General features: G+C 73.1%; 18 protein-coding genes. 8 read left to right on the top strand and 10 right to left on the bottom strand.

Annotated features, from left to right (window positions below):
* Nucleotides 1-39: 39 nt before the first annotated feature.
* Genes ACFYNS_RS28330 through ACFYNS_RS28345 form a run of 4 tightly spaced genes read left to right on the top strand, consistent with a single transcriptional unit; the run spans nucleotide 40 to nucleotide 3,286 of the window.
* Nucleotides 40-1,125 (top strand): nitronate monooxygenase, encoded by a 1,086-nt coding sequence (locus ACFYNS_RS28330; protein WP_388605654.1) that lies wholly within the window; start codon nucleotides 40-42, stop codon nucleotides 1,123-1,125.
* The gene (locus ACFYNS_RS28335) at nucleotides 1,122-1,859 is read left to right on the top strand and encodes a 16S rRNA (uracil(1498)-N(3))-methyltransferase (protein ID WP_360298838.1); all 738 of its coding nucleotides are present in this window, start codon (nucleotides 1,122-1,124) and stop codon (nucleotides 1,857-1,859) included. The genes ACFYNS_RS28330 and ACFYNS_RS28335 overlap by 4 nt, the downstream gene beginning before the upstream one ends.
* Nucleotides 1,860-1,913: 54 nt before the next feature.
* Nucleotides 1,914-2,297 (top strand): histidine triad nucleotide-binding protein, encoded by a 384-nt coding sequence (locus ACFYNS_RS28340; RefSeq protein ID WP_074998670.1) that lies wholly within the window; start codon nucleotides 1,914-1,916, stop codon nucleotides 2,295-2,297.
* A 14-nt stretch (nucleotides 2,298-2,311) separates the two neighbouring features.
* Nucleotides 2,312-3,286, top strand: a complete 975-nt coding sequence (locus tag ACFYNS_RS28345; RefSeq protein ID WP_360298841.1) for a ribonuclease Z — start codon at nucleotides 2,312-2,314, stop codon at nucleotides 3,284-3,286.
* Nucleotides 3,287-3,338: 52 nt separating this feature from the next.
* Here ACFYNS_RS28345 and era read toward each other — a convergent pair whose 3' ends face one another.
* The 3 genes from era to ACFYNS_RS28360 all read right to left on the bottom strand — a co-directional run bounded on the left by era (nucleotide 3,339) and on the right by ACFYNS_RS28360 (nucleotide 5,683).
* Nucleotides 3,339-4,310, bottom strand: a complete 972-nt coding sequence (era, locus tag ACFYNS_RS28350) for a GTPase Era (protein ID WP_360298843.1) — start codon at nucleotides 4,308-4,310, stop codon at nucleotides 3,339-3,341.
* An 88-nt stretch (nucleotides 4,311-4,398) separates the two neighbouring features.
* Nucleotides 4,399-4,770 (bottom strand): cytidine deaminase, encoded by a 372-nt coding sequence (locus ACFYNS_RS28355; protein WP_276475329.1) that lies wholly within the window; start codon nucleotides 4,768-4,770, stop codon nucleotides 4,399-4,401.
* A 31-nt stretch (nucleotides 4,771-4,801) separates the two neighbouring features.
* On the bottom strand, nucleotides 4,802-5,683 hold the full coding sequence (locus tag ACFYNS_RS28360) for a helix-turn-helix transcriptional regulator (RefSeq protein ID WP_388605656.1): 882 nt from the start codon (nucleotides 5,681-5,683) through the stop codon (nucleotides 4,802-4,804).
* A gap of 84 nt (nucleotides 5,684-5,767) precedes the next feature.
* On the opposite strand from ACFYNS_RS28360, the gene ACFYNS_RS28365 reads away from it, so the two are divergent.
* Complete coding sequence (locus tag ACFYNS_RS28365) at nucleotides 5,768-7,249, top strand: MFS transporter (protein WP_388605658.1); 1,482 nt, start codon at nucleotides 5,768-5,770, stop codon at nucleotides 7,247-7,249.
* 46 nt (nucleotides 7,250-7,295) lie between these two features.
* Here ACFYNS_RS28365 and ACFYNS_RS28370 read toward each other — a convergent pair whose 3' ends face one another.
* The 6 genes from ACFYNS_RS28370 to ACFYNS_RS28395 all read right to left on the bottom strand — a co-directional run bounded on the left by ACFYNS_RS28370 (nucleotide 7,296) and on the right by ACFYNS_RS28395 (nucleotide 13,655).
* Nucleotides 7,296-8,111, bottom strand: coding sequence for a hypothetical protein (locus tag ACFYNS_RS28370; protein WP_388605660.1), 816 nt, complete (start codon nucleotides 8,109-8,111; stop codon nucleotides 7,296-7,298).
* 105 nt (nucleotides 8,112-8,216) lie between these two features.
* Nucleotides 8,217-8,579 carry an MmcQ/YjbR family DNA-binding protein gene (locus tag ACFYNS_RS28375; RefSeq protein WP_360298856.1) on the bottom strand — a complete coding sequence of 121 codons (363 nt, stop codon included), beginning with the start codon at nucleotides 8,577-8,579 and terminating at the stop codon, nucleotides 8,217-8,219.
* Between the two features lie 67 nt (nucleotides 8,580-8,646).
* On the bottom strand, nucleotides 8,647-9,984 hold the full coding sequence (locus ACFYNS_RS28380; protein ID WP_360298859.1) for a hemolysin family protein: 1,338 nt from the start codon (nucleotides 9,982-9,984) through the stop codon (nucleotides 8,647-8,649).
* Complete coding sequence (ybeY, locus tag ACFYNS_RS28385) at nucleotides 9,981-10,481, bottom strand: rRNA maturation RNase YbeY (RefSeq protein WP_360298862.1); 501 nt, start codon at nucleotides 10,479-10,481, stop codon at nucleotides 9,981-9,983. The genes ACFYNS_RS28380 and ybeY overlap by 4 nt, the downstream gene beginning before the upstream one ends.
* A gap of 12 nt (nucleotides 10,482-10,493) precedes the next feature.
* A complete protein-coding gene (locus tag ACFYNS_RS28390; protein ID WP_388605678.1) occupies nucleotides 10,494-12,581 on the bottom strand; it encodes a PhoH family protein in 2,088 nt (695 codons plus the stop codon).
* Between the two features lie 288 nt (nucleotides 12,582-12,869).
* Entirely contained in the window at nucleotides 12,870-13,655 is a 786-nt protein-coding gene (locus tag ACFYNS_RS28395; protein ID WP_388605680.1) for a helix-turn-helix domain-containing protein, read from the bottom strand.
* A 226-nt stretch (nucleotides 13,656-13,881) separates the two neighbouring features.
* Between ACFYNS_RS28395 and ACFYNS_RS28400 the strand changes: the two genes are divergently transcribed.
* Genes ACFYNS_RS28400 through ACFYNS_RS28410 form a run of 3 tightly spaced genes read left to right on the top strand, consistent with a single transcriptional unit; the run spans nucleotide 13,882 to nucleotide 16,319 of the window.
* Nucleotides 13,882-14,541: a DUF4097 family beta strand repeat-containing protein gene (locus tag ACFYNS_RS28400; RefSeq protein WP_360298002.1), complete on the top strand. Its 660-nt coding sequence runs from the start codon at nucleotides 13,882-13,884 to the stop codon at nucleotides 14,539-14,541.
* Between the two features lie 27 nt (nucleotides 14,542-14,568).
* Nucleotides 14,569-15,534: an ATP-binding cassette domain-containing protein gene (locus tag ACFYNS_RS28405; protein ID WP_360297999.1), complete on the top strand. Its 966-nt coding sequence runs from the start codon at nucleotides 14,569-14,571 to the stop codon at nucleotides 15,532-15,534.
* Nucleotides 15,531-16,319, top strand: coding sequence for an ABC transporter permease (locus ACFYNS_RS28410; RefSeq protein WP_360297997.1), 789 nt, complete (start codon nucleotides 15,531-15,533; stop codon nucleotides 16,317-16,319). The genes ACFYNS_RS28405 and ACFYNS_RS28410 overlap by 4 nt, the downstream gene beginning before the upstream one ends.
* 171 nt (nucleotides 16,320-16,490) lie before the next feature.
* On the opposite strand, the gene ACFYNS_RS28415 is transcribed toward ACFYNS_RS28410, so the two are convergent.
* A complete protein-coding gene (locus ACFYNS_RS28415; protein WP_388605662.1) occupies nucleotides 16,491-17,723 on the bottom strand; it encodes a carbohydrate kinase family protein in 1,233 nt (410 codons plus the stop codon).
* Between the last annotated feature and the right edge of the window lie 160 nt (nucleotides 17,724-17,883).

Consider the following 17,883-nt stretch of genomic DNA (forward strand, 5'->3'; position numbering starts at 1 on the left):
TGCGCCGGGGCCGTACAGGGGACGTGACAGGATGTGGTCATGTCCACCTCGCCGCCTTCGCTCTCCGAGCTGACTGCGCATCCCCTCATCCAGGCGCCGATGGCGGGCGGGGTCTCCCGCCCCGAGCTGGTGGCGGCGGTGTGCGAGGCCGGGGGGCTGGGCTTCCTCGCCGCCGGATACAAGACGCCGGAGGCGATGTACGAGGAGATCCGGCAGCTCCGGCAGCTGACCGGGCGCCCCTTCGGCGTCAACCTGTTCATGCCGCAGCCCCGCAGCGCCGACCCCGCCGCGGTCGAGGTCTACCGCGAGCAGCTCACGGGTGAGGCCGCCTGGTACGAGACGGAGCTGGGCGACCCGGAAGGCAAGACCGACGACGCCTACGAGGCGAAGCTCGCGATCCTGCACGACGATCCGGTGCCGGTCGTCTCCTTCCACTTCGGCTGCCCCGCCCGCCGGGTGCTGGAGCGGTTCGCGGCGCTGGGCACCTGCACCGTCGTCACCGTGACCTCGGTCGCCGAGGCGCGGGCGGCGCAGGCGGCCGGTGCCCGGGCCCTGTGCGTGCAGGGCGTCGAGGCGGGCGGCCACCAGGGCACGCACCGGGACGATCCGGAGGGCGACCGGGGCAGCGCCGGCATCGGGCTGCTGTCCTTGCTCGCGCAGGTCGGGGAAGCGGTGCAGCTTCCTCTCGTGGCCGCGGGCGGACTGATGCGCGGCCGGCAGATCGCCGCCGTGCTCGCGGCGGGTGCCGTCGCGGCCCAGTTGGGCACCGCGTTCCTGGCCACCGAGGAGTCCGGCGCCCACGCGCTGCACAAGCGGGCGCTGACCGACCCGCACTTCACCCGCACCGAGCTGACCCGCGCCTTTTCGGGGCGCCCGGCGCGCGGGCTGGTCAACCGCTTCGTGCGCGAGCACGGCCCGTACGCCCCCGCCGCCTATCCGCAACTGCACTATCTGACGGCCGGGCTGCGCCGGGCGGCGGCGAAGGCGGGCGACCCGCAGGCGATGGCGCTGTGGGCGGGTCAGGGGCACCGGCTGGCCCGGGAGTTGCCCGCCGGGCAGCTCGTGGAGGTGCTGAGGGCGGAGTGCGACGAGGCACGTGCCGAGCTGCGGGAGGTGGGATCGTGAGCGCGCCGGTGTTCCTGGCCGACGCCGGGCTGCTGCGGCCCGGCACGGTGGTGCTGGACGGTCCGGAGGGGCGGCACGCGGTCTCGGTCCGCAGACTGCGGCCGGGTGAGGAGGTCGTCCTCACGGACGGCGCGGGCACCGGTGCGTACGGGAGTGTGACCGCGGCCGAGGGCAAGGACCGACTGGAGGTCGCCGTCCGCGAGGTGCGCACCGAGCCCGCGCCCCGCCCGCGGATCACCGTCGTCCAGGCGCTGCCCAAAGGGGACCGCGGGGAGTTGGCCGTGGAGACGATGACGGAGACGGGCGTGGACGCCGTGGTGCCGTGGGCGGCGTCCCGCGCGGTGACCCGATGGAAGGGGGAGCGGGCGGCCAAGTCGCTCGCGAAGTGGCGGAACACGGCGCGGGAGGCGGGCAAGCAGGCCCGGCGGCTGCGGTTCCCCGAGGTGGCCGAGTTGGCCTCCGGCCGGGAGGTCGCCGCGCTGCTGGAGTCCGCCGACTTCGCCGCCGTGCTGCACGAGGAGGGCAGCACGCCGCTGGCCTCGGCGGCCCTGCCGGAGGCGGGGGAGATCGTGCTGGTCGTCGGCCCCGAGGGCGGCGTCGCGCCGGAGGAACTGGAGCTCTTCGCGCGGGCCGGGGCCGCGCCGCTGCGGCTCGGGCCGAGTGTGCTGCGGACCTCCACGGCCGGTACGGCGGCCACCGCGGTGCTGCTCGCCCGGTGCGGGCGGTGGGGGTGAGGGGACCCCGTCCGGACACCCGGGACAGCGCCGTCCCTCGGGTAGCATCCCGGCATGGCTTCCAACGGAGAACCGCAGCAGGACTGCCTGTTCTGCAAGATCGTCGCGGGTGAGGTGCCCGCGACGCTGGTGCGGGAGACCGACACGACCGTCGCCTTCCGGGACATCAACCCCCAGGCGCCCACCCATGTGCTGGTGATCCCGAAGGCGCACTACCCGGACGCGGCGTCCCTCGCGGCGGCCTCCCCGGAGCTGATCGCCGACGTGGTGCGGGAGGCCGGGGAGGTGGCGGCGCTGGAGCGGATCGCCGTACCGGACGGCGGGCCGGGCACCGGGTACCGGGTGGTCTTCAACACCGGTTCCGGCGCCGGTCAGACGGTCTTCCACGCGCACGCGCACGTGCTCGGCGGCCGCGGTCTCGAATGGCCCCCCGGATGAGGTGCTGAGGGACGGTGTCGGCGCGCGAACTGGTCGTCCTGGGCACCGCCAGCCAGGTTCCCACCCGGCAGCGCAACCACAACGGGTACGTCCTGCTGTGGGACGGCGAGGGCATCCTGTTCGACCCCGGTGAGGGCACCCAGCGGCAGATGCTGCACACCACCGTCGCGGCACACGATCTGACCCGGATCTGCCTGACGCACTTCCACGGCGACCACACCCTCGGCCTGCCCGGCGTCATCCAGCACATGAGCCTCGACGGGGTGCCGCACGAGGTGACGGCCCACTACCCGGCGAGCGGGCAGCGGTACTTCGAGCGGCTGCGGCACGCCACCCCGTTCCACGACACCCTCCGGCTGCGGGAGGCGCCCGTGCAGGAGCCCGGCGTCCTGGTGGCCGCTTCCGGGCAGCACCTCACGGCCGCGGGCCGGGAGCGGATCCCGGAAGAGCACGGCGCGCGGCAGCCGGGGGTGCCCTTCACCCTGGAGGCGCGTCGGCTCTCGCACCGCATCGACACCTTCGGCTACCGGCTGACGGAGCCCGACACGCGGCGGATGCTGCCCGGACGGCTGGCCGAGCGGGGGATCCGCGGACCGGACGTGGGCCGCCTCCAGCGGGAGGGGGAGCTGCGGGGGGTGCGGCTGGAGGAGGTCAGCGCGCCGCGCCGCGGGCAGCGCTTCGCCTTCGTCATGGACACCCGGCTCTGCGACGGGGTGCGGGAGCTGGCCGAGGGCTGCGACCTGCTCGTCATCGAGTCGACCTTCCTGCGGGCCGAGTCGGAACTGGCCGAGGTCTCCGGCCATCTGACGGCCTTCCAGGCGGGCCGGGTGGCGGCCGAGGCGGGCGTACGCCACCTGGTGCTCACGCACTTCTCGCAGCGCTACCAGGACACCGCGCTGTTCGCTGCCGAGGCCCGCTCGGCCGGGTTCCGGGGCGAACTGACCGCGGCGCGTGACCTGATGCGCATCCCCGTGCCCCCGCGCGGCTGAGGAGCGCGGGCGCCGAGGCCCGGGCCGCGGCGGTGGGATACCCGACGCGGTGTCAGAAGCCGAGTCGGCGCAGCTGCTTGGGGTCGCGCTGCCAGTCCTTGGCGACCTTGACATGCAGATCGAGATAGACGGGGGTGCCCAGCAGGGCCTCGATGTGCCGGCGCGAGGCGCTGCCCACCTCCTTGAGGCGCTTGCCCTTGGGACCGATGACGATGCCCTTCTGGCTGGGCCGCTCCAGGAAGATGTTGGCGTGGACGTCGAGCAGCGGGCGGTCGGCGGGCCGGTCCTCGCGGGGCACCATCTCCTCGACCACCACCGCGATCGAGTGCGGCAGCTCGTCCCGCACCCCCTCCAGCGCCGCCTCCCGGATCAGCTCGGCGACCATGACCTGCTCCGGCTCGTCCGTCAGGTCCCCGTCCGGGTAGAGCGGCGGCCCCTCGGGCAGCAGCGGCACCAGCAGGTCGGCCAGCAGGTCCACCTGGGAGCCCTCGGTGCCGGAGACCGGGACGATCTCTGCCCACTCGATGCCCAGCTCCCGCCCGAGCCGGTCCACGGCGAGCAGCTGCTGGGCGAGTGCCTGCTGGGAGACCAGGTCGGTCTTGGTGACCACCGCGACCTTCGGGGTGCGCTTCTTCAGCTCGGCCAGCTCGGCCGCGATGAACCGGTCGCCGGGCCCGATCTTCTGGTCGGCCGGTACGCAGAAGCCGATGACGTCGACCTCCGCCCAGGTGGTGCGCACCACGTCGTTGAGGCGCTCGCCGAGCAGGGTGCGGGGCTTGTGCAGGCCGGGGGTGTCCACCAGGACGAGCTGCGCCTCCGGCCGGTGCACGATGCCGCGCACCGTGTGCCGGGTCGTCTGCGGGCGGGTGGAGGTGATCGCGACCTTCGTGCCCACCAGCGCGTTGGTCAGTGTCGACTTGCCCGCGTTCGGGCGGCCCACGAAACAGGCGAAGCCCGAGCGGTGCGGCGCCTCGCCCTGGGTGCGGCCTTCGGGGTCGCCGGTGGTGGCGGAGGATGCGTTCATGACGACCATTGTCCCTGATGGACGGTGCGGCCCCGGCCGCCGAGGTCCCCTCCCGGGGACCGGCGGCAGCGGGCGGCCGTCCGGCGGCTCAGCCCGCCGGCACCGTCGAGTGCACCTCGCCGTCCGGGCCCGCGAGCAGCACCGGGGTGGCCGGCCCGCCCAGGTCGCGCACGGTCGCCAGGTCCTCGGCCGGGACCTGCGCGGCCTCCGAGACCACGGCCGCGGCCTCCAGGGACGTGGCGCCCGAGGCCACCGCCATGGCCACGGCAGTGCGCAGTGCCGACAGCCGCAGCGAGGGCAGCGCCACCGACCCGGCGACGTAGGTGCGGCCCGTCTCGTCCCGGACGGCGGCGCCCTCCGGGACGGCGTTGCGGGCGCGGGCGCTGCGCGCCAGGGTGACGATCTTGCGGTCCTCCGGGGTCGGCCCCGCGGTGCTCTGGTCGCTCATGACGGCGAGCATATGCGCTGCCCGCGGTGCCCCGACGGCCGCCTCATCCGGCGACCTGGCGGAGGGCCGCGCGGCGGGCCTCCGGCTCGGCCAGCCGCTGCAGCTTCTCGGCCGTGCCGGTGCCGGGGATCGGGTTGTGCAGAATGAGCCGCAGATCGGGGCGGGCCGGCACCTGGAGCGTCGTCGACTCGAAGTGCAGCGCGCCCACGGCCGGATGATCCAGCTCCTTGACCCGCTGACCGGGCCGGCACACATCGCCCAGCTCCCACAGCTCGCGGAACTCCGCGCTGCCCGCCAGCAGATCCTCCAGCAGCAGTTGGAAGCCCTCGTCCGTGGGCCACTCCGCCAGCGAGGCGCGCAGTTCGGCCACCACGCCCGGTGCGTTCTGCTCCCAGCTCACCGCGCGGGCCCGGTACCGCTCGTCGCAGAAGAAGTTGATGATGCAGTTCTCCTGCGCGTTCATGCCCATCACCAGTTGCGCCGACGCGTTGAGCCCGACGGCGCTGAAGTACGGGTCCATGATGTGTGCGGGGTACGGCATCCAGCTGTCCATCAGCCGCTGCATCCCCGCGCACAGGTAGTCGGGGTCGTACTCCGACTCGGGCAGCGGCGGGTTGAGTCCGGCCAGCACGTACAGGTGCCGCCGCTCGGCGGGGCTCATCCGCAGCACCCGCGCCACCGCGTCGAGGACCTGCGGCGAGACGGTGATGTCCCGGCCCTGCTCCAGCCACTGGTACCAGGAGGCGCCCACCCCGGCGAGCACCGCCACCTCCTCCCGGCGCAGTCCCGGCGTCCGGCGCCGGGGACCGCCGTCGGGCAGCCCCGACTCGGCGGGCGAGACCCGTGCCCTGCGCGAGCGCAGGAACGTGCGCAGCTCCTGTCCGCGCCGGTGTCTCTCCGGCCGGCTCTCTCCAGCACTGGCCACCTGTTCCCCTCCCTGAGTGGTGGTGCGGGCACCACCATAAACAGCAGCTCCCCATGGTCTGTTCCGCGCCAGCAGGCTGTGATCATGCCAACGACCGCTTCTGCACCGGAGACGGCCGCACCCGCGTCCGCACCGGTCTCCCCTCCCGCCGCCCACCGCTTCACCTCGCGCGAGATCCTGCTGCTGGTGGTGCTGTGCGCCTCGCAGTTCCTCGTCGCGCTCGACTTCTCCGTCCTGAACGTCGCCCTGCCCGTCCTCGGGCCCGACCTGGGGCTGGGGGAGGCGGGACTGCAGTGGGCCGTGACCGCTTTCGCGCTGCCCACCGGCAGCTTCCTGCTGCTCTTCGGGCGGCTGGGCGACCAGCTCGGCCGTCGCCGGACCTTCCTGACCGGCCTGGCGCTGTTCACCGGGGCTTCGGTGCTGGCGGCCCTCGCGCCCGCCGCACCGCTGTTCCTGGCGGGCCGCGCGCTGCAGGGGCTCGGCGCCGCCGCGCTGGTCCCCACCGGGATGGCCCTGATCACCACCTCGTTCGCCGAGGGGCCCAAGCGCACCAAGGCGCTGAGCATCAACGGCTCGCTGATGGCGCTGGGCTTCACCGTCGGCATGGTCGTCGGCGGTGTGCTGACCGACACGCTCGGCTGGCGCTCCACCATGGGCCTGCTCGGCGTCGGCGGCCTCCTGGTGCTGCTGGTGGCACCCCGGCTGCTGGCCGAGAGCCGGGGGGCGCGCACCCGGCTGGACGTGCCCGGGGCGCTGACCGTGACCGGCGGGCTGTTCGGCGTCGTCTACGGGCTGTCCACCGCAGCCGAGGAGGGCTTCGGACGTCCGGACGTACTGGGTGCGATCGTCGCCGGACTGCTGCTGCTCGTGCTGTTCGTCCGGGTGGAGGCGCGCAGTGCCGAGCCGCTGCTGCCGCTGTCGCTGCTGCGGCGCCCCACTGTCGCCTTCGGCAACCTGGCCGGGCTCGCCACCGTCTCCATGATGACCGCCGTGGTCTTCCTGATGACGCTCTACCTGCAGGAGCTGCTGGACGTCTCCCCGCTGGTCTCCGGGCTCGTCTTCGGCGTGCAGGGCCTCGCCTCCGTCGCGGGCGGCGCGCTCGCGCCCCGGCTGGCCCGCAGGCTCGGCGCGCCGCGCACCCTCGCGCTCGGGCTGCTCGGCCAGGGCGTGCTGACGGCCGGGCTGCTGGGCCTGGGCACCGAGGGCGGGCTGTGGCTGGTGGTGATCGCCATCTCGCTGGCCAGCGGACTGCATCTGGTGGCCGTCGTCACCTACGGCGTCACCGCCACCTCCGGCCTCGACGACGCGGACCAGGGCCGGGCCACCTCCCTGGTCACCAGCGCCATGCAGCTCGGGCTGGCGCTCGGCATCCCGCTGCTGAGCGCGCTGTCGGTCGGCCGGGCCGCGGCGCTGCGGGACGCGGGAACGCCCGCTGCCGACGCCGCGCTGGGCGGCATCAAGCTGGGCCTCGCCGCCGACACCGCCGTCCTGCTGGCCGTCGGAGCTCTGGTGGCCCTCGTGCTGGGCCGCGCGCGGGCCGCCCACGCCCGGCGGGAGACGTCCTGACCGGGCCTGCCCGGTCCGGGCCGGTCCGGACGCTCGGCCGGCCGGCTCAGTCGTCCTGCTCGGGCGGGACGGTCGGGCTGGGCGTGCGCCCGGCCGTCACCTCCTTCAGCCGCTCGGCGGCCGCCCGGGCCGCGCGGCGGGCGAGCCCGGTGTCGCCGTCGCCGGTGGAGAGCAGGGCCACTCCGGTCGTGGACTGCTTCACCCGCGAGAGCACCAGGTCGAGGGTGAGCTGCTGCCCGTCGGCCGGGCCGCCCCGGGCGGTGCCGCGCAGCCGGGCGCACGCGCTGTCGCCGCCGGGCCCGGCCTTCAGCCGGGAGACGGTGAAGTCGACGGTCACTGCGTCGTTCTCGGCGGTGAACGTCCGGCAGCTCGCCCGCACACTCCGGAAGGTGCTCAGCGCCCGCTTCGAGCCGTCGCCGCCCTCGCTGTCGTAGGAGGCGACCTCGCTGGAGAGGTACGGGCCGTCCGCGCTCCCGCGGTAGCCGCGGGAGGCGGCGGTCCGCGCCTCGTGTGTGTCCGCGTCCCCGCGGAGCACGTCGAACAGCTGCCGGCAGTTGCGGTCGTCGGTCCGCAGCTCCTCGGGGGCGGCTCCCGCGGGTGCGGCGTCGGCCAGGTCCGCGTGCCGCCATCCGGCGGGCAGGTTGCCCTCGGCCAGCAGTGCGGCGCGCGCCTGCTGCTCGCTGAGCGGTCCGGCCACCTCCGAGGGCGAACCGGTCGGGGTGGCGCCGGACTTCGACGGCGGCGGCGAGGGCGAGGAGGTCTCGGCCGACTCCGCGGCACCGTCTCCGCCGCACCCCGCCAGGGACAGCACGGCGACGGTGGCGGCGGTGGCGACGAGGCGGGAGCAGCGTGCAGCGGGCATGGGAGCGCCTTTCGGGACGGCCTGCCCTCCAACCCACCAGCGTCGGCCCCCGGCCGCGATCCGGCGGCCGCCGAACAGGTGACCGCGGCGCCGCTCCGGGGCGCGTCAGTCCCGGCCCAGCCGCAGCCGCTCCCAGCGCGGCAGTCCGGCCACCACCAGGTCGTAGGAGTCCTCGATCATCTCCCGCACGGCCCGGTCCGGCAGGCTCCCGTCCAGCTCGACGGTGTTCCAGTGCCGCTTGTTCAGGTGCACGCCCGGGCGCACCGCCGGAGTGGAGGCGCGCAGCCGCACGGCGCTCTCCGGATCGCACTTGAGGCTCACCCGCAGCGGGTCCTCGTCCAGCCCGCTGAAGGCGAAGATCTTCGCGCCGACCTTGAAGGTGGACAGGCCCGGGTTCGCCGGGAAGGGGTGGTCCTCCCACGCCCCGTTCTGCTCCAGGCAGCAGGCTCTGAGCTCGTCCGGCGTCATGGTCTCAGCGTAGGTCAGCGGAGGCGTCCTGCCTTCGGCGCAGGGGCGGGTCCCCCGGGTCCGGCCGTCAGCCCTCGCTGAGCGCGGTGCTCTCCTCGGCGTCCGTGTGCACCGGTTCGCGGACCGGCTCGACGAGCACCGTCACGATCTTGTTGCGGCGTCCGGCCGGGGACTCGGCCGTCAGCCGCAGACCCGTCAGGGCGGGGTCGGAGTGGTCCTCGGTGACGTCGACCGTGCTGGCCGCACCGGCGATCGGCACCCGGCCCAGCGACTTGGCGAGCAGCCCGCCCACCGTCTCCACGTCCTCGTCGTCCAGGCCCGTCAGCCCGTACAGCTCTCCCAGGTCACCGATGTCCAGGCGGGCGGTGACCCGGTAGCGGCCCTCGCCCAGCTCCTCTACCGGCGGCAGTTCGCGGTCGTACTCGTCGGCGATCTCCCCGACGATCTCCTCCAGGATGTCCTCGATGGTGACGATCCCGGCCGTGCCGCCGTACTCGTCGATCACCACGGAGACGTGGATCCGGTCCTGCTGCATCTCCCGCAGCAGGTCGCCCGCGTTCTTGGTGTCGGGGACGAAGGTCGCGGGCCGCATCGCGGTGGAGACCAGTTCGGTCTCCGCGTCCCGGCTGATGTGCACCTTCCGCGCCAGGTCCTTGAGGTAGACGACGCCCACCACGTCGTCCTCGCTCTCGCCGACCACCGGGATCCGTGAGAACCCCGAACGCAGCGCCAGGGTGAGCGCCTGCCGGATGGTCTTGAACCGCTCGATCGTGATCAGGTCGGTGCGCGGCACCATCACCTCGCGCACCAGCCGGTCGCCGAGCTGGAAGACGGAGTGCACCATCTTCCGCTCCTCGGCCTCGATCAGCGACTCCTGCTCGGCGAGGTCCACCATGGCGCGCAGCTCCGCCTCACTGGCGAACGGCCCCTTGCGGAAGCCCTTGCCCGGGGTGAGCGCGTTGCCGAGCAGGATCAGCAACTGCGGTACCGGGCCCAGGATGCGCGCCAGCGGGAGCAGCACATACGACGCGGCCGTCGCCGTGTTCAGCGGATGCTGGCGGCCGATCGTGCGCGGCGAGACGCCGATGGCGACGTAGCTGACGAAGACCATCACCCCGATGGCGACGGCCAGCGCCTGCCAGGTCCCCTCGACGGCCCGCAGGCACGCGTAGGTGACCAGGGCGCCGGCGGCCACCTCGCAGGCCACCCGCAGCAGCAGGGCCAGGTTGAGGTAGCGGGTCGGGTCGGCGGCCACCGCGGCCAGTTTCGTGCCGCCGCGCCTGCCCTGGCGCACCGCCTCCTCGGCCCGGTAGCTGGTGGTACGGGCCAGCCCCGCCTCGGCGCACGCCGCCAGCCATGCCACGACGACCAGCAGGACGACGGCGGCGGCCAGGGGCGTGCTCACGAGGTCGTCGTCGGGGCCGGAGAGGGCCCGGACAGGCCGCGCTCGGCACGCCAGCCGTCGACGATCGCGGATTGCAGGCCGAACATCTCGGCCCGCTCCCCGGGCTCCTCGTGGTCGTAGCCCAGCAGGTGCAGCACTCCGTGCACGGTGAGCAGTTGCAGCTCCTCGTCCATGGAGTGCCGCGTCGGCGCGTCGGCGCCCTGCTTCTCGGCGACCTCCGGGCACAGCACGATGTCACCGAGGAGGCCCTGCGGGGGCTCCTCCTCGTCCCGGGCGGGCGGGCGCAGCTCGTCCATCGGGAAGGACATCACGTCCGTGGGCCCCGGCAGATCCATCCACTGCCGGTGCAACTGCTCGATGGTGCCCGCGTCGACGGCGATCACCGACAGTTCCGAGAGCGGATGGATGCGCATCCGGGTCAGGGCGTAGCGGGCGATGTCGAGCATCGCCTCCTCGTCGACCCGGCGGCCGGACTCGTTGTTGACGTCGATCGACATGGTGGGTGCCGGTTACTTCCTCTTGCGGTGGCCGCGGTTCGCGTTCGGCTGCGGGGCCGCGGTGTCGCCCTCTGCCGGGGCCGGATCGGCCTGCTGCCGGGCGTCGTCGTAGCGCTCGTACGCGTCGACGATACGGCCCACCAGCTTGTGCCGGACGACGTCGGTGCTGGTCAACTGCGAGAAGTGGACGTCTTCGACGCCCTGCAGGATGTCCCGCACCTGGCGCAGCCCGCTCTTCGTCCCGCCGGGCAGGTCGATCTGGGTGACGTCGCCAGTGATCACGATCTTGGAGTCGAAACCGAGCCGGGTGAGGAACATCTTCATCTGCTCGGGGTTGGTGTTCTGCGCCTCGTCCAGAATGATGAACGCGTCGTTCAGCGTGTTGTGCGTGAGCAGGTAGTCCTGAGTGACGTAGAGCGAGTCCTCGGCCGCCACCTGGATGCACACGCACTCCTCGCGGCCTGCGGGTTCGATGGAGTCGACGAACCGCATGGGGCGACCGCCGCCTCCAGCCGCGTGGTACGTGTCGCGCTTGCGGGCCAGGCGGAAGGGCTCGATGCCTTCGGGGAGGCGGATGTCGAGGACGTGGGAGTCGTGCCGGTGGGCAGCCCGGGCTGTACTGCGGTTACGTCCCGCAGCCGGCCGTCGCCGTGCGTAAGCCGTCCCGCCCAGCGACTGGACGAGTGCGATCACGTCGTCCCGCAGAAGAATCGATGTCGTCGAGAACTGGATGCGGCAGGTGCGGTCGGGCTGTGTGACGGGTCCGCCGTCCGCGTCCAACAGCCCCTGCAGGAGGGCGGTCCGGACCTCGGCCGAGTTGTGGAGGTATACGTCCGGGACGAGCTTTGTGTGCGAGCGCGTGCCGAGCAGATCGAGCGTTCGCAGCGCCCCGGTGACCGGATTCTCCGTTCGCACGGACTCGCCCGGGCGTCGTACACGGTTGAGCACGTAGTCCACGCCGCCCTTGTGCCGCATGGTGGTGCCGGGCAGCGCGCCCTCCAGGGCGGTTACGAGTTCCGGGTCCGCGGTGGCGAACGACGGGGTTGTCTTCCCCGTGATACAGCCGTCTCCGAGTAGCAGCCCGAGCGCGTACGGGTCCATCGGGACCTCGCGCGCCGGGTGACAGACCGGTGCGGTGAGCATCGGCAGCTCATACCGGCGGGCGTGCGCCGCCCGGAGGTTGCCGATCATCTCTTGGGTCTCCATGACCCGCCACGGCTTGTTGCGGCGCTTGTCCGAAGCGGTACGGACCGTCCACAGGTGTTCGCCGCAGGCCAGAGTCCAGGCGCCGTCCTGGGCTGTGACGCGGTAGACGTCCTTCTCGCCCTGCGGGTAGACGCCGAGGACGGGTGTCGGCTCGCCGTTGGAACCGATCACCAGGTCACCGACGGCGAGGTCACCGATGGGACGCCAGCCGTCCGGCGTCATGACCTGCGTGAACGTTGGCATCGCACGGCCGCGCATATACGCCAGCGGCGCCACCTCGATCGTCCCGGCCGCCATCAGGCGGGGGATCGAGTCGGGGTCGAGCATGTCGTGCAGCGCGTCGTAGAGCGGCCGCAGATACGGGTCGATCTTCTCGTAGAGCGTGCCGGGCAGGAAGCCGAGCCGCTCGCCCGCCTCGACCGCGGGCCGGGTCAGGATGATCCGGGTGACCTGCTTGGCCTGCAGCGCCTGCACCGCCTTGGCCATGGCCAGATAGGTCTTGCCGGTGCCGGCCGGGCCGATGCCGAAGACGACGGTGTGCGAGTCGATCGCGTCCACGTAGCGCTTCTGGTTGAGCGTCTTGGGACGGATCGTGCGGCCACGGTTGGAGAGGATGTTCTGGGTGAGCACCTCGGCGGGTGTCTCGTCGACGGCACCTGTGCCGTTCTCCTGCGCGCGCAGCATGGAGATCGAGCGCTCCACGGCGTCCTCCGTCATCGGCTGACCGGTGCGCAGCACCAGCATCATCTCGTCGAAAAGGCGCTGGACAAGGGCGACCTCCGCGGCGTTGCCGGTCGCGCTGATCTCGTTGCCCCGGACGTGGATGTCCGTACCGGGGAACGCGTTCTCGATCACGCGCAGCAGGGAGTCGCCTGAACCCAGCACCGTCACCATGGGGTGCTTGGGCGGCACGGTGAAGCGGGCTGTCTCCTGCCCGGGTCCGGCCTGGGATGGGGTTGTCTGCGTCATGGGCGGCCTCTGGGCCTGCTCATCTCCCTCACTGCGGCGTGCTTCCACTACGGCTCCAGGGTACGACGCCCCCGCGGGCGGAGGCGGCCGGTTTTCCCGCGCCCGGGTGGGGGCGCCCCCCGTGTGCGGCGGCGCCGGAGCCCTCCGGCGCGGTCCGCGGAGCCCGCGGGCCCGGCCGGGTGCCGCGGGCCGGGCAGGACCCGGCGCCCGACCCTAACCGCGGTCCGCGGGCCGCGCGGCGGCGCCCTCGGGGGAGGGCGCCGGGTGGGACGCGGGCTCCGCGGGGGCGGGTTCCGTGTGCAGCACGTCGCGGGCCTGCTCCATGGCGCGGGCGAGGCTCTCGGAGACGAAGTCGAGGAAGCGGGCGGTGTTCTCCAGGCGGACGGCGGCCGGGGTGCCGGAGCCCAGGACGTCGACGCCCCGCCGTGAGATCTCGACCTGCTGGTCCAGGGCCCGGACGCTGGCGGCCATCGACTGGTACCAGAGGCTCTCGTCGACGATGTAGCGCTCGCGGCGGCGCTCGTCGCGCTCCCTGCGGATCAGGGACTGGCCCTCCAGGAAGGCGACGGATTTGGAGACGGAGGCCGGGCTGACCTGGAGGCGCCGGACCAGCTCGGCCGCGGTCATGCTGCCGGAGTCGGCGGTCAGGAGGCAGACCAGGATCCGCGCCATCATCCGGTTGGAGAGCCCCGACTGCATCAGGACGTCGGTGAACTGCTCCTCGTACTCGGCCACGGCCTCGGGGTCGCGCCCGTGCGGCAGGGCGACCGGCTCCGGCTGCCGGGAGGTGCCGGTCCTGCGCCGCTGGGCGCGGCGCTCGGTGGCCCGGTGCGCGGGCTCCGCGCGGTAGTCGGAGGGACCGCCGTTGCGCAGCACCTCCCGCGTGATCGTCGAGGTGGGACGCTCCAGCTGCCGGGCGATCTCGGCGTAGGGGAGGTCGTCGGCCAGCCCCTGTGCGATCTGCTGGCGGTCCTTGCGGGTGAGCCTGCCTCCCGGCATCGCTGCCTCCTCCGTGTCGTCGTGCGCGGCTCCCAGGATAGCGTTCATCTTCATTTCATTGCAACGTCTGGGCGAGTGTCGTTGCATTACCTTTCAGGGTCGCCGCAACGATTCAGACCTTCTGAACTGCTCTTTTGCGTTTCCAGAAAGAAAAGAACGTTGCGAGATTCGTGAACGCAACGTAGCTTTTCCATTGTTCGAAACAGCGACCCGCAAGGAGAACACGATGCAGACCTTCGACACCCCCGCCCCGATCGCCGCCGTCCTGGACGTCCCCGCCGGCCGCATCCAGGTCATCGCCGCCGACCGCGTCGACACCGTGGTCGAGATCCGCCCCTCGAACGCCTCGAAGAGCCGCGACGTGCAGGTCGCGGAGCGGGCCACGACCGAGTACGCCGACGGCGTCCTGCGGATCGGGCTCCCGGACGAGAAGCAGTACTTCGGCCCCTCCGGGTCCGTCGAGGTGACCGTCCAACTGCCCGCCGGCTCCCGTGTCGAGGCGAAGGCGGCGAGCACCGAGTTCCGGGCCGTCGGCCGGCTGGGCGACATCGACTTCGACGGCGCGTACCGCCGGATCAAGATCGACGAAGCGGCGGCGGTCCGCCTCACCGCGGTCGACGGCGACGTCGAGATCGGCCGGCTGGGCGGCCCCGCGGAGATCAGTACCGCAAGAGGCGACATCCGGATCGCCGAGGCCGCGCGCGGCAAGGTCGTGCTCCGCACCCAGCAGGGCGACATCTCGGTCGGCGCCGCCACCGGCGTCTCGGCCGCACTGGAGGCCACCTCCTGGGGCAGCGTCAGCAACTCCCTCAAGAACGACGGCACCACCGAACTCGACATCCACGCGACCACCTCCCAGGGCGCCATCGCCGCCCGCAGCCTCTGACCCGCAGCTTTCGAAGGAGCACCTGTCATGACCAGCTTGGCCATCGCGGCGAAGGGGCTGCGCAAGTCCTACGGCGACAAGGTCGTGCTCGACGGCATCGACCTGTCGGTGCCCACCGGAACGATCTTCTCCCTGCTCGGACCGAACGGCGCCGGCAAGACCACCGCCGTCAAGATCCTCTCCACCCTCGTCGCTCCGGACGGCGGTGACCTGCGCGTCGGCGGCCACGACCTGGCCGCCGAACCGCAGGCGGTGCGGGCCGCGATCGGGGTCACCGGGCAGTTCTCCGCGGTCGACGGGCTGATCACCGGCGAGGAGAACATGCTCCTGATGGCGGACCTGCACCGCCTCCCCAAGCAAGAGGGCCGCCGCACCGCCGCCGCGCTGCTGGAGCGGTTCGACCTGGTGGAGGCCGCGAAGAAGCCCGCGGCCGGCTACTCGGGCGGCATGAAGCGCCGGCTGGACATCGCCATGACCCTGGTGGGCGGCCCGCGGATCCTCTTCCTCGACGAGCCGACCACCGGCCTCGACCCGCGCAGCCGCCACACCATGTGGCAGATCATCCGCGAACTCGTCTCCGACGGCGTGACCGTCTTCCTCACCACCCAGTACCTGGAGGAGGCCGACGAACTCGCCGACCGCATCGCGGTGCTCGACAACGGCACGCTCGCCGCCGAAGGGAGCGCGGAGGAACTCAAGCGGCTCATCCCCGGCGGACACGTCCGGCTCCGCTTCTCCGACCCGGCGGCCTACCGGTCGGCGGCCTCCGCGCTGCGCGAGACGGTCCGGGACGACGAGGCGCTGGCGCTGCAGATCCCCAGCGACGGCAGTCAGCGCGAACTGCGCTCCCTCCTCGACTGGCTGGACTCGGCCGGTGTCGAGGCCGACGAGCTGACCGTGCACACCCCCGACCTCGACGACGTGTTCTTCGCCCTGACCGGCTCCACCACCGTGCCCGCCCAGAACCACCAGCCCGAGGAGGCAGCGCGATGAGCGCACTCACCCTCGCCGTACGCGACTCGTCCACGATGCTGCGCCGCAACCTGCTGCACGTGCGCCGCTACCCGTCGCTGACGCTCAACCTGCTGCTCACCCCGGTGATGCTGCTGCTCCTGTTCGTCTACATCTTCGGGGACGCGATGAGCGCGGGGATCGCCGGCGGCTCCGACCGCTCCGCCTACCTCGCCTACATCCTCCCGGGCATCCTGCTGATGACCATCGGCAGCACCGTCGTCGGCGCCGCGGTCTCCGTGGCCACCGACATGTCCGAGGGCATCGTCGCCCGCTTCCGCACCATGGCCATCCACCGCGGGTCCGTGCTCATCGGGCACGTCGTCGGCAGCGTGATCCAGTCGATCGCCAGCGTCGTGCTGGTCGGTGCCGTCGGTGTGGCCATCGGCTTCCGCTCCACGGACGCCACCGTCCTGGAATGGCTGGCCGCGTTCGGCTTCCTGACACTGTTCGCCGCGGCCGTCACCTGGATCGCGGTCGGGATGGGAACGGCCAGCCCGAACGCCGAGGCCGCCAGCAACATGGCGGTTCCGCTGTTCCTGCTGCCGCTCATCTCCAGCGCCTTCACACCGATCGAATCGATGCCGGGCTGGTTCCAGCCGATCGCCGAGTACCAGCCCTTCACTCCCGCCATCGAGACCCTGCGCGGGCTGCTGCTCGGCACCGAGATCGGCCACAACGGGTGGCTGGCGCTCGCCTGGTGCCTGGTGCTCGGTGCACTCGGCTACCGCTGGTCGACGGCGGCCTTCAGGCAGGATCCCGAGTAGCCCGCGTGCAGTCGCCGGCCACCCTCCGTACTTCCCGCACCGCGTCCCACCCGGGGCGGCGCCCACCGGCAACACGCCGCGGACGCCGCCCCGTCGGCGTTCCGGTGCGGGATCTCCCGCCGCGCCGGCGCACGGTCCGTACGGGCCAGCACCGGGCTGCCGCTGCCGGTCTCAGTCGTCGTCGCCGGTGCGGCGGAATCCGAGCGTGGGGACGGCGCGCCGCGGAGGTGCCGAGGCCGCGCAGTCGGTGAGGATGCGGTCCAGGAAGGCGTAGTGGCCGCAGTCGGCCTCCTGGCAGCCCACCCGGCGCCACCAGGCGGCGATCTCGGGCCAGCCGGGTGCCGACAGCGAGCCGCCGAACTCCTGGACGGACAGCGCGGCGGTCAGCCCGGCGAAGGCGAGCCGGTCGGCCAGCGGCCATCCGGCGAGGCTGCCGGTGACGAACCCGGCGACGAACACGTCCCCGGCGCCGGTGGTGTCCAGCGCCTCCACGGTGATCGCCGGAACGGTGGCCGACTCCCCGCTGCGCGCGTCCACCGCGTAGGCGCCGTCCGCTCCCATCGTCACCACGGCCACCGGTACGTGCTCGGCCAGGGCGTGCGCGGCGGCCTGCGGGGTCTCGGTGCGGGTGTAGCGCATCGCCTCGGCCGCATTGGGCAGGAACGCCTCGCAGTCGGGCAGTTCGGCCAGCGCCGCCGGGTCCCAGCGGCCGGTCTCGTCCCAGCCGACATCGGCGAAGATGCGGCTGCCGCGCCGCGCGGCGGTCCCGATCCACTCCTGGGGGCGGCCCGGCACCAGCGAGGAGACGCACGCGGTGGCCGGGGGCGGGCACTCGGGCGCGTCCGGATCGTAGGCGGTCGCGGCGCTCTTCGGCGGCGCCTCGTGGCCGTGCGAGATCATCGTGCGCTCGCCCTCGTACGCCATCGAGACGGTGACGGGGGAGTGCCAGCCGGGGACGGTGTGCGACAGCGACAGGTCGATGCCCTCGCCCGCCTCCAGCTCCTCCCGGCAGTAGTCGCCGTACATGTCGTCGCCGAACGCGGCTGCCAGTGAGGTGCGCAGTCCCAGCCGGGCGAGCGCCGTCGCCATGTTGGCGATGCCGCCGGGCGAGGAGCCCATGCCGCGGGCCCAGGACTCGGTGCCGCGCACCGGCGCGGAGTCGAGCCCGGTGAAGATGATGTCCAGGAAGACGGTGCCGGTCAGATAGACGTCCCAGCGCGGCGCGTCGGACGGGCGGACGGCGGCCAGCGGGTCGAAGAGCGGGCGGGAGAGCGCGGCGCGGTGCGGCTGCCGGGGGTGCCCGTGCGAGGGGTGCGGACGGGTCGGATGGACGAGGCCGGGTCCCGGCCGGCCGGGCAGGGGCGGACCGGCCCCGGGGCTCCCGCGCGTGCTCACCGTGCTCACCGTGCCTTCCCCGTCGATGCCCGTCGATCCCCGTCGAGTGCTGCCGCTGCCCCGGCCTGCGGGGACGCCCGGTATGGCGGACCGGGCCCGCGGTTCGTTCCCGACCATAGTGCCTCCGGGGCCCGGACCGGTGCTCTCGCCCGGACCGGTGCTCTCGTCG

This window comes from Streptomyces sp. NPDC006925 (assembly GCF_042869575.1).
Taxonomy (GTDB): Bacteria; Actinomycetota; Actinomycetes; order Streptomycetales; family Streptomycetaceae; genus Streptomyces.

Excerpts from the sequence above, each read along its gene's own strand:
- ybeY (WP_360298862.1), bottom strand. The coding sequence starts at position 10,481 with ATGTCGATCGACGTCAACAACGAGTCCGGCCGCCGGGTCGACGAGGAG.
- ACFYNS_RS28390 (WP_388605678.1), bottom strand. The coding sequence starts at position 12,581 with ATGGTGACGGTGCTGGGTTCAGGCGACTCCCTGCTGCGCGTGATCGAG.
- ACFYNS_RS28355 (WP_276475329.1), bottom strand. The coding sequence starts at position 4,770 with ATGCTCGCCGTCATGAGCGACCAGAGCACCGCGGGGCCGACCCCGGAG.
- ACFYNS_RS28400 (WP_360298002.1), top strand. The coding sequence starts at position 13,882 with ATGCAGACCTTCGACACCCCCGCCCCGATCGCCGCCGTCCTGGACGTC.
- ACFYNS_RS28330 (WP_388605654.1), top strand. The coding sequence starts at position 40 with ATGTCCACCTCGCCGCCTTCGCTCTCCGAGCTGACTGCGCATCCCCTC.
- ACFYNS_RS28405 (WP_360297999.1), top strand. The coding sequence starts at position 14,569 with ATGACCAGCTTGGCCATCGCGGCGAAGGGGCTGCGCAAGTCCTACGGC.
- ACFYNS_RS28410 (WP_360297997.1), top strand. The coding sequence starts at position 15,531 with ATGAGCGCACTCACCCTCGCCGTACGCGACTCGTCCACGATGCTGCGC.
- ACFYNS_RS28365 (WP_388605658.1), top strand. The coding sequence starts at position 5,768 with ATGCCAACGACCGCTTCTGCACCGGAGACGGCCGCACCCGCGTCCGCA.
- ACFYNS_RS28395 (WP_388605680.1), bottom strand. The coding sequence starts at position 13,655 with ATGCCGGGAGGCAGGCTCACCCGCAAGGACCGCCAGCAGATCGCACAG.
- ACFYNS_RS28370 (WP_388605660.1), bottom strand. The coding sequence starts at position 8,111 with ATGCCCGCTGCACGCTGCTCCCGCCTCGTCGCCACCGCCGCCACCGTC.
- era (WP_360298843.1), bottom strand. The coding sequence starts at position 4,310 with ATGAACGCATCCTCCGCCACCACCGGCGACCCCGAAGGCCGCACCCAG.
- ACFYNS_RS28340 (WP_074998670.1), top strand. The coding sequence starts at position 1,914 with ATGGCTTCCAACGGAGAACCGCAGCAGGACTGCCTGTTCTGCAAGATC.
- ACFYNS_RS28375 (WP_360298856.1), bottom strand. The coding sequence starts at position 8,579 with ATGACGCCGGACGAGCTCAGAGCCTGCTGCCTGGAGCAGAACGGGGCG.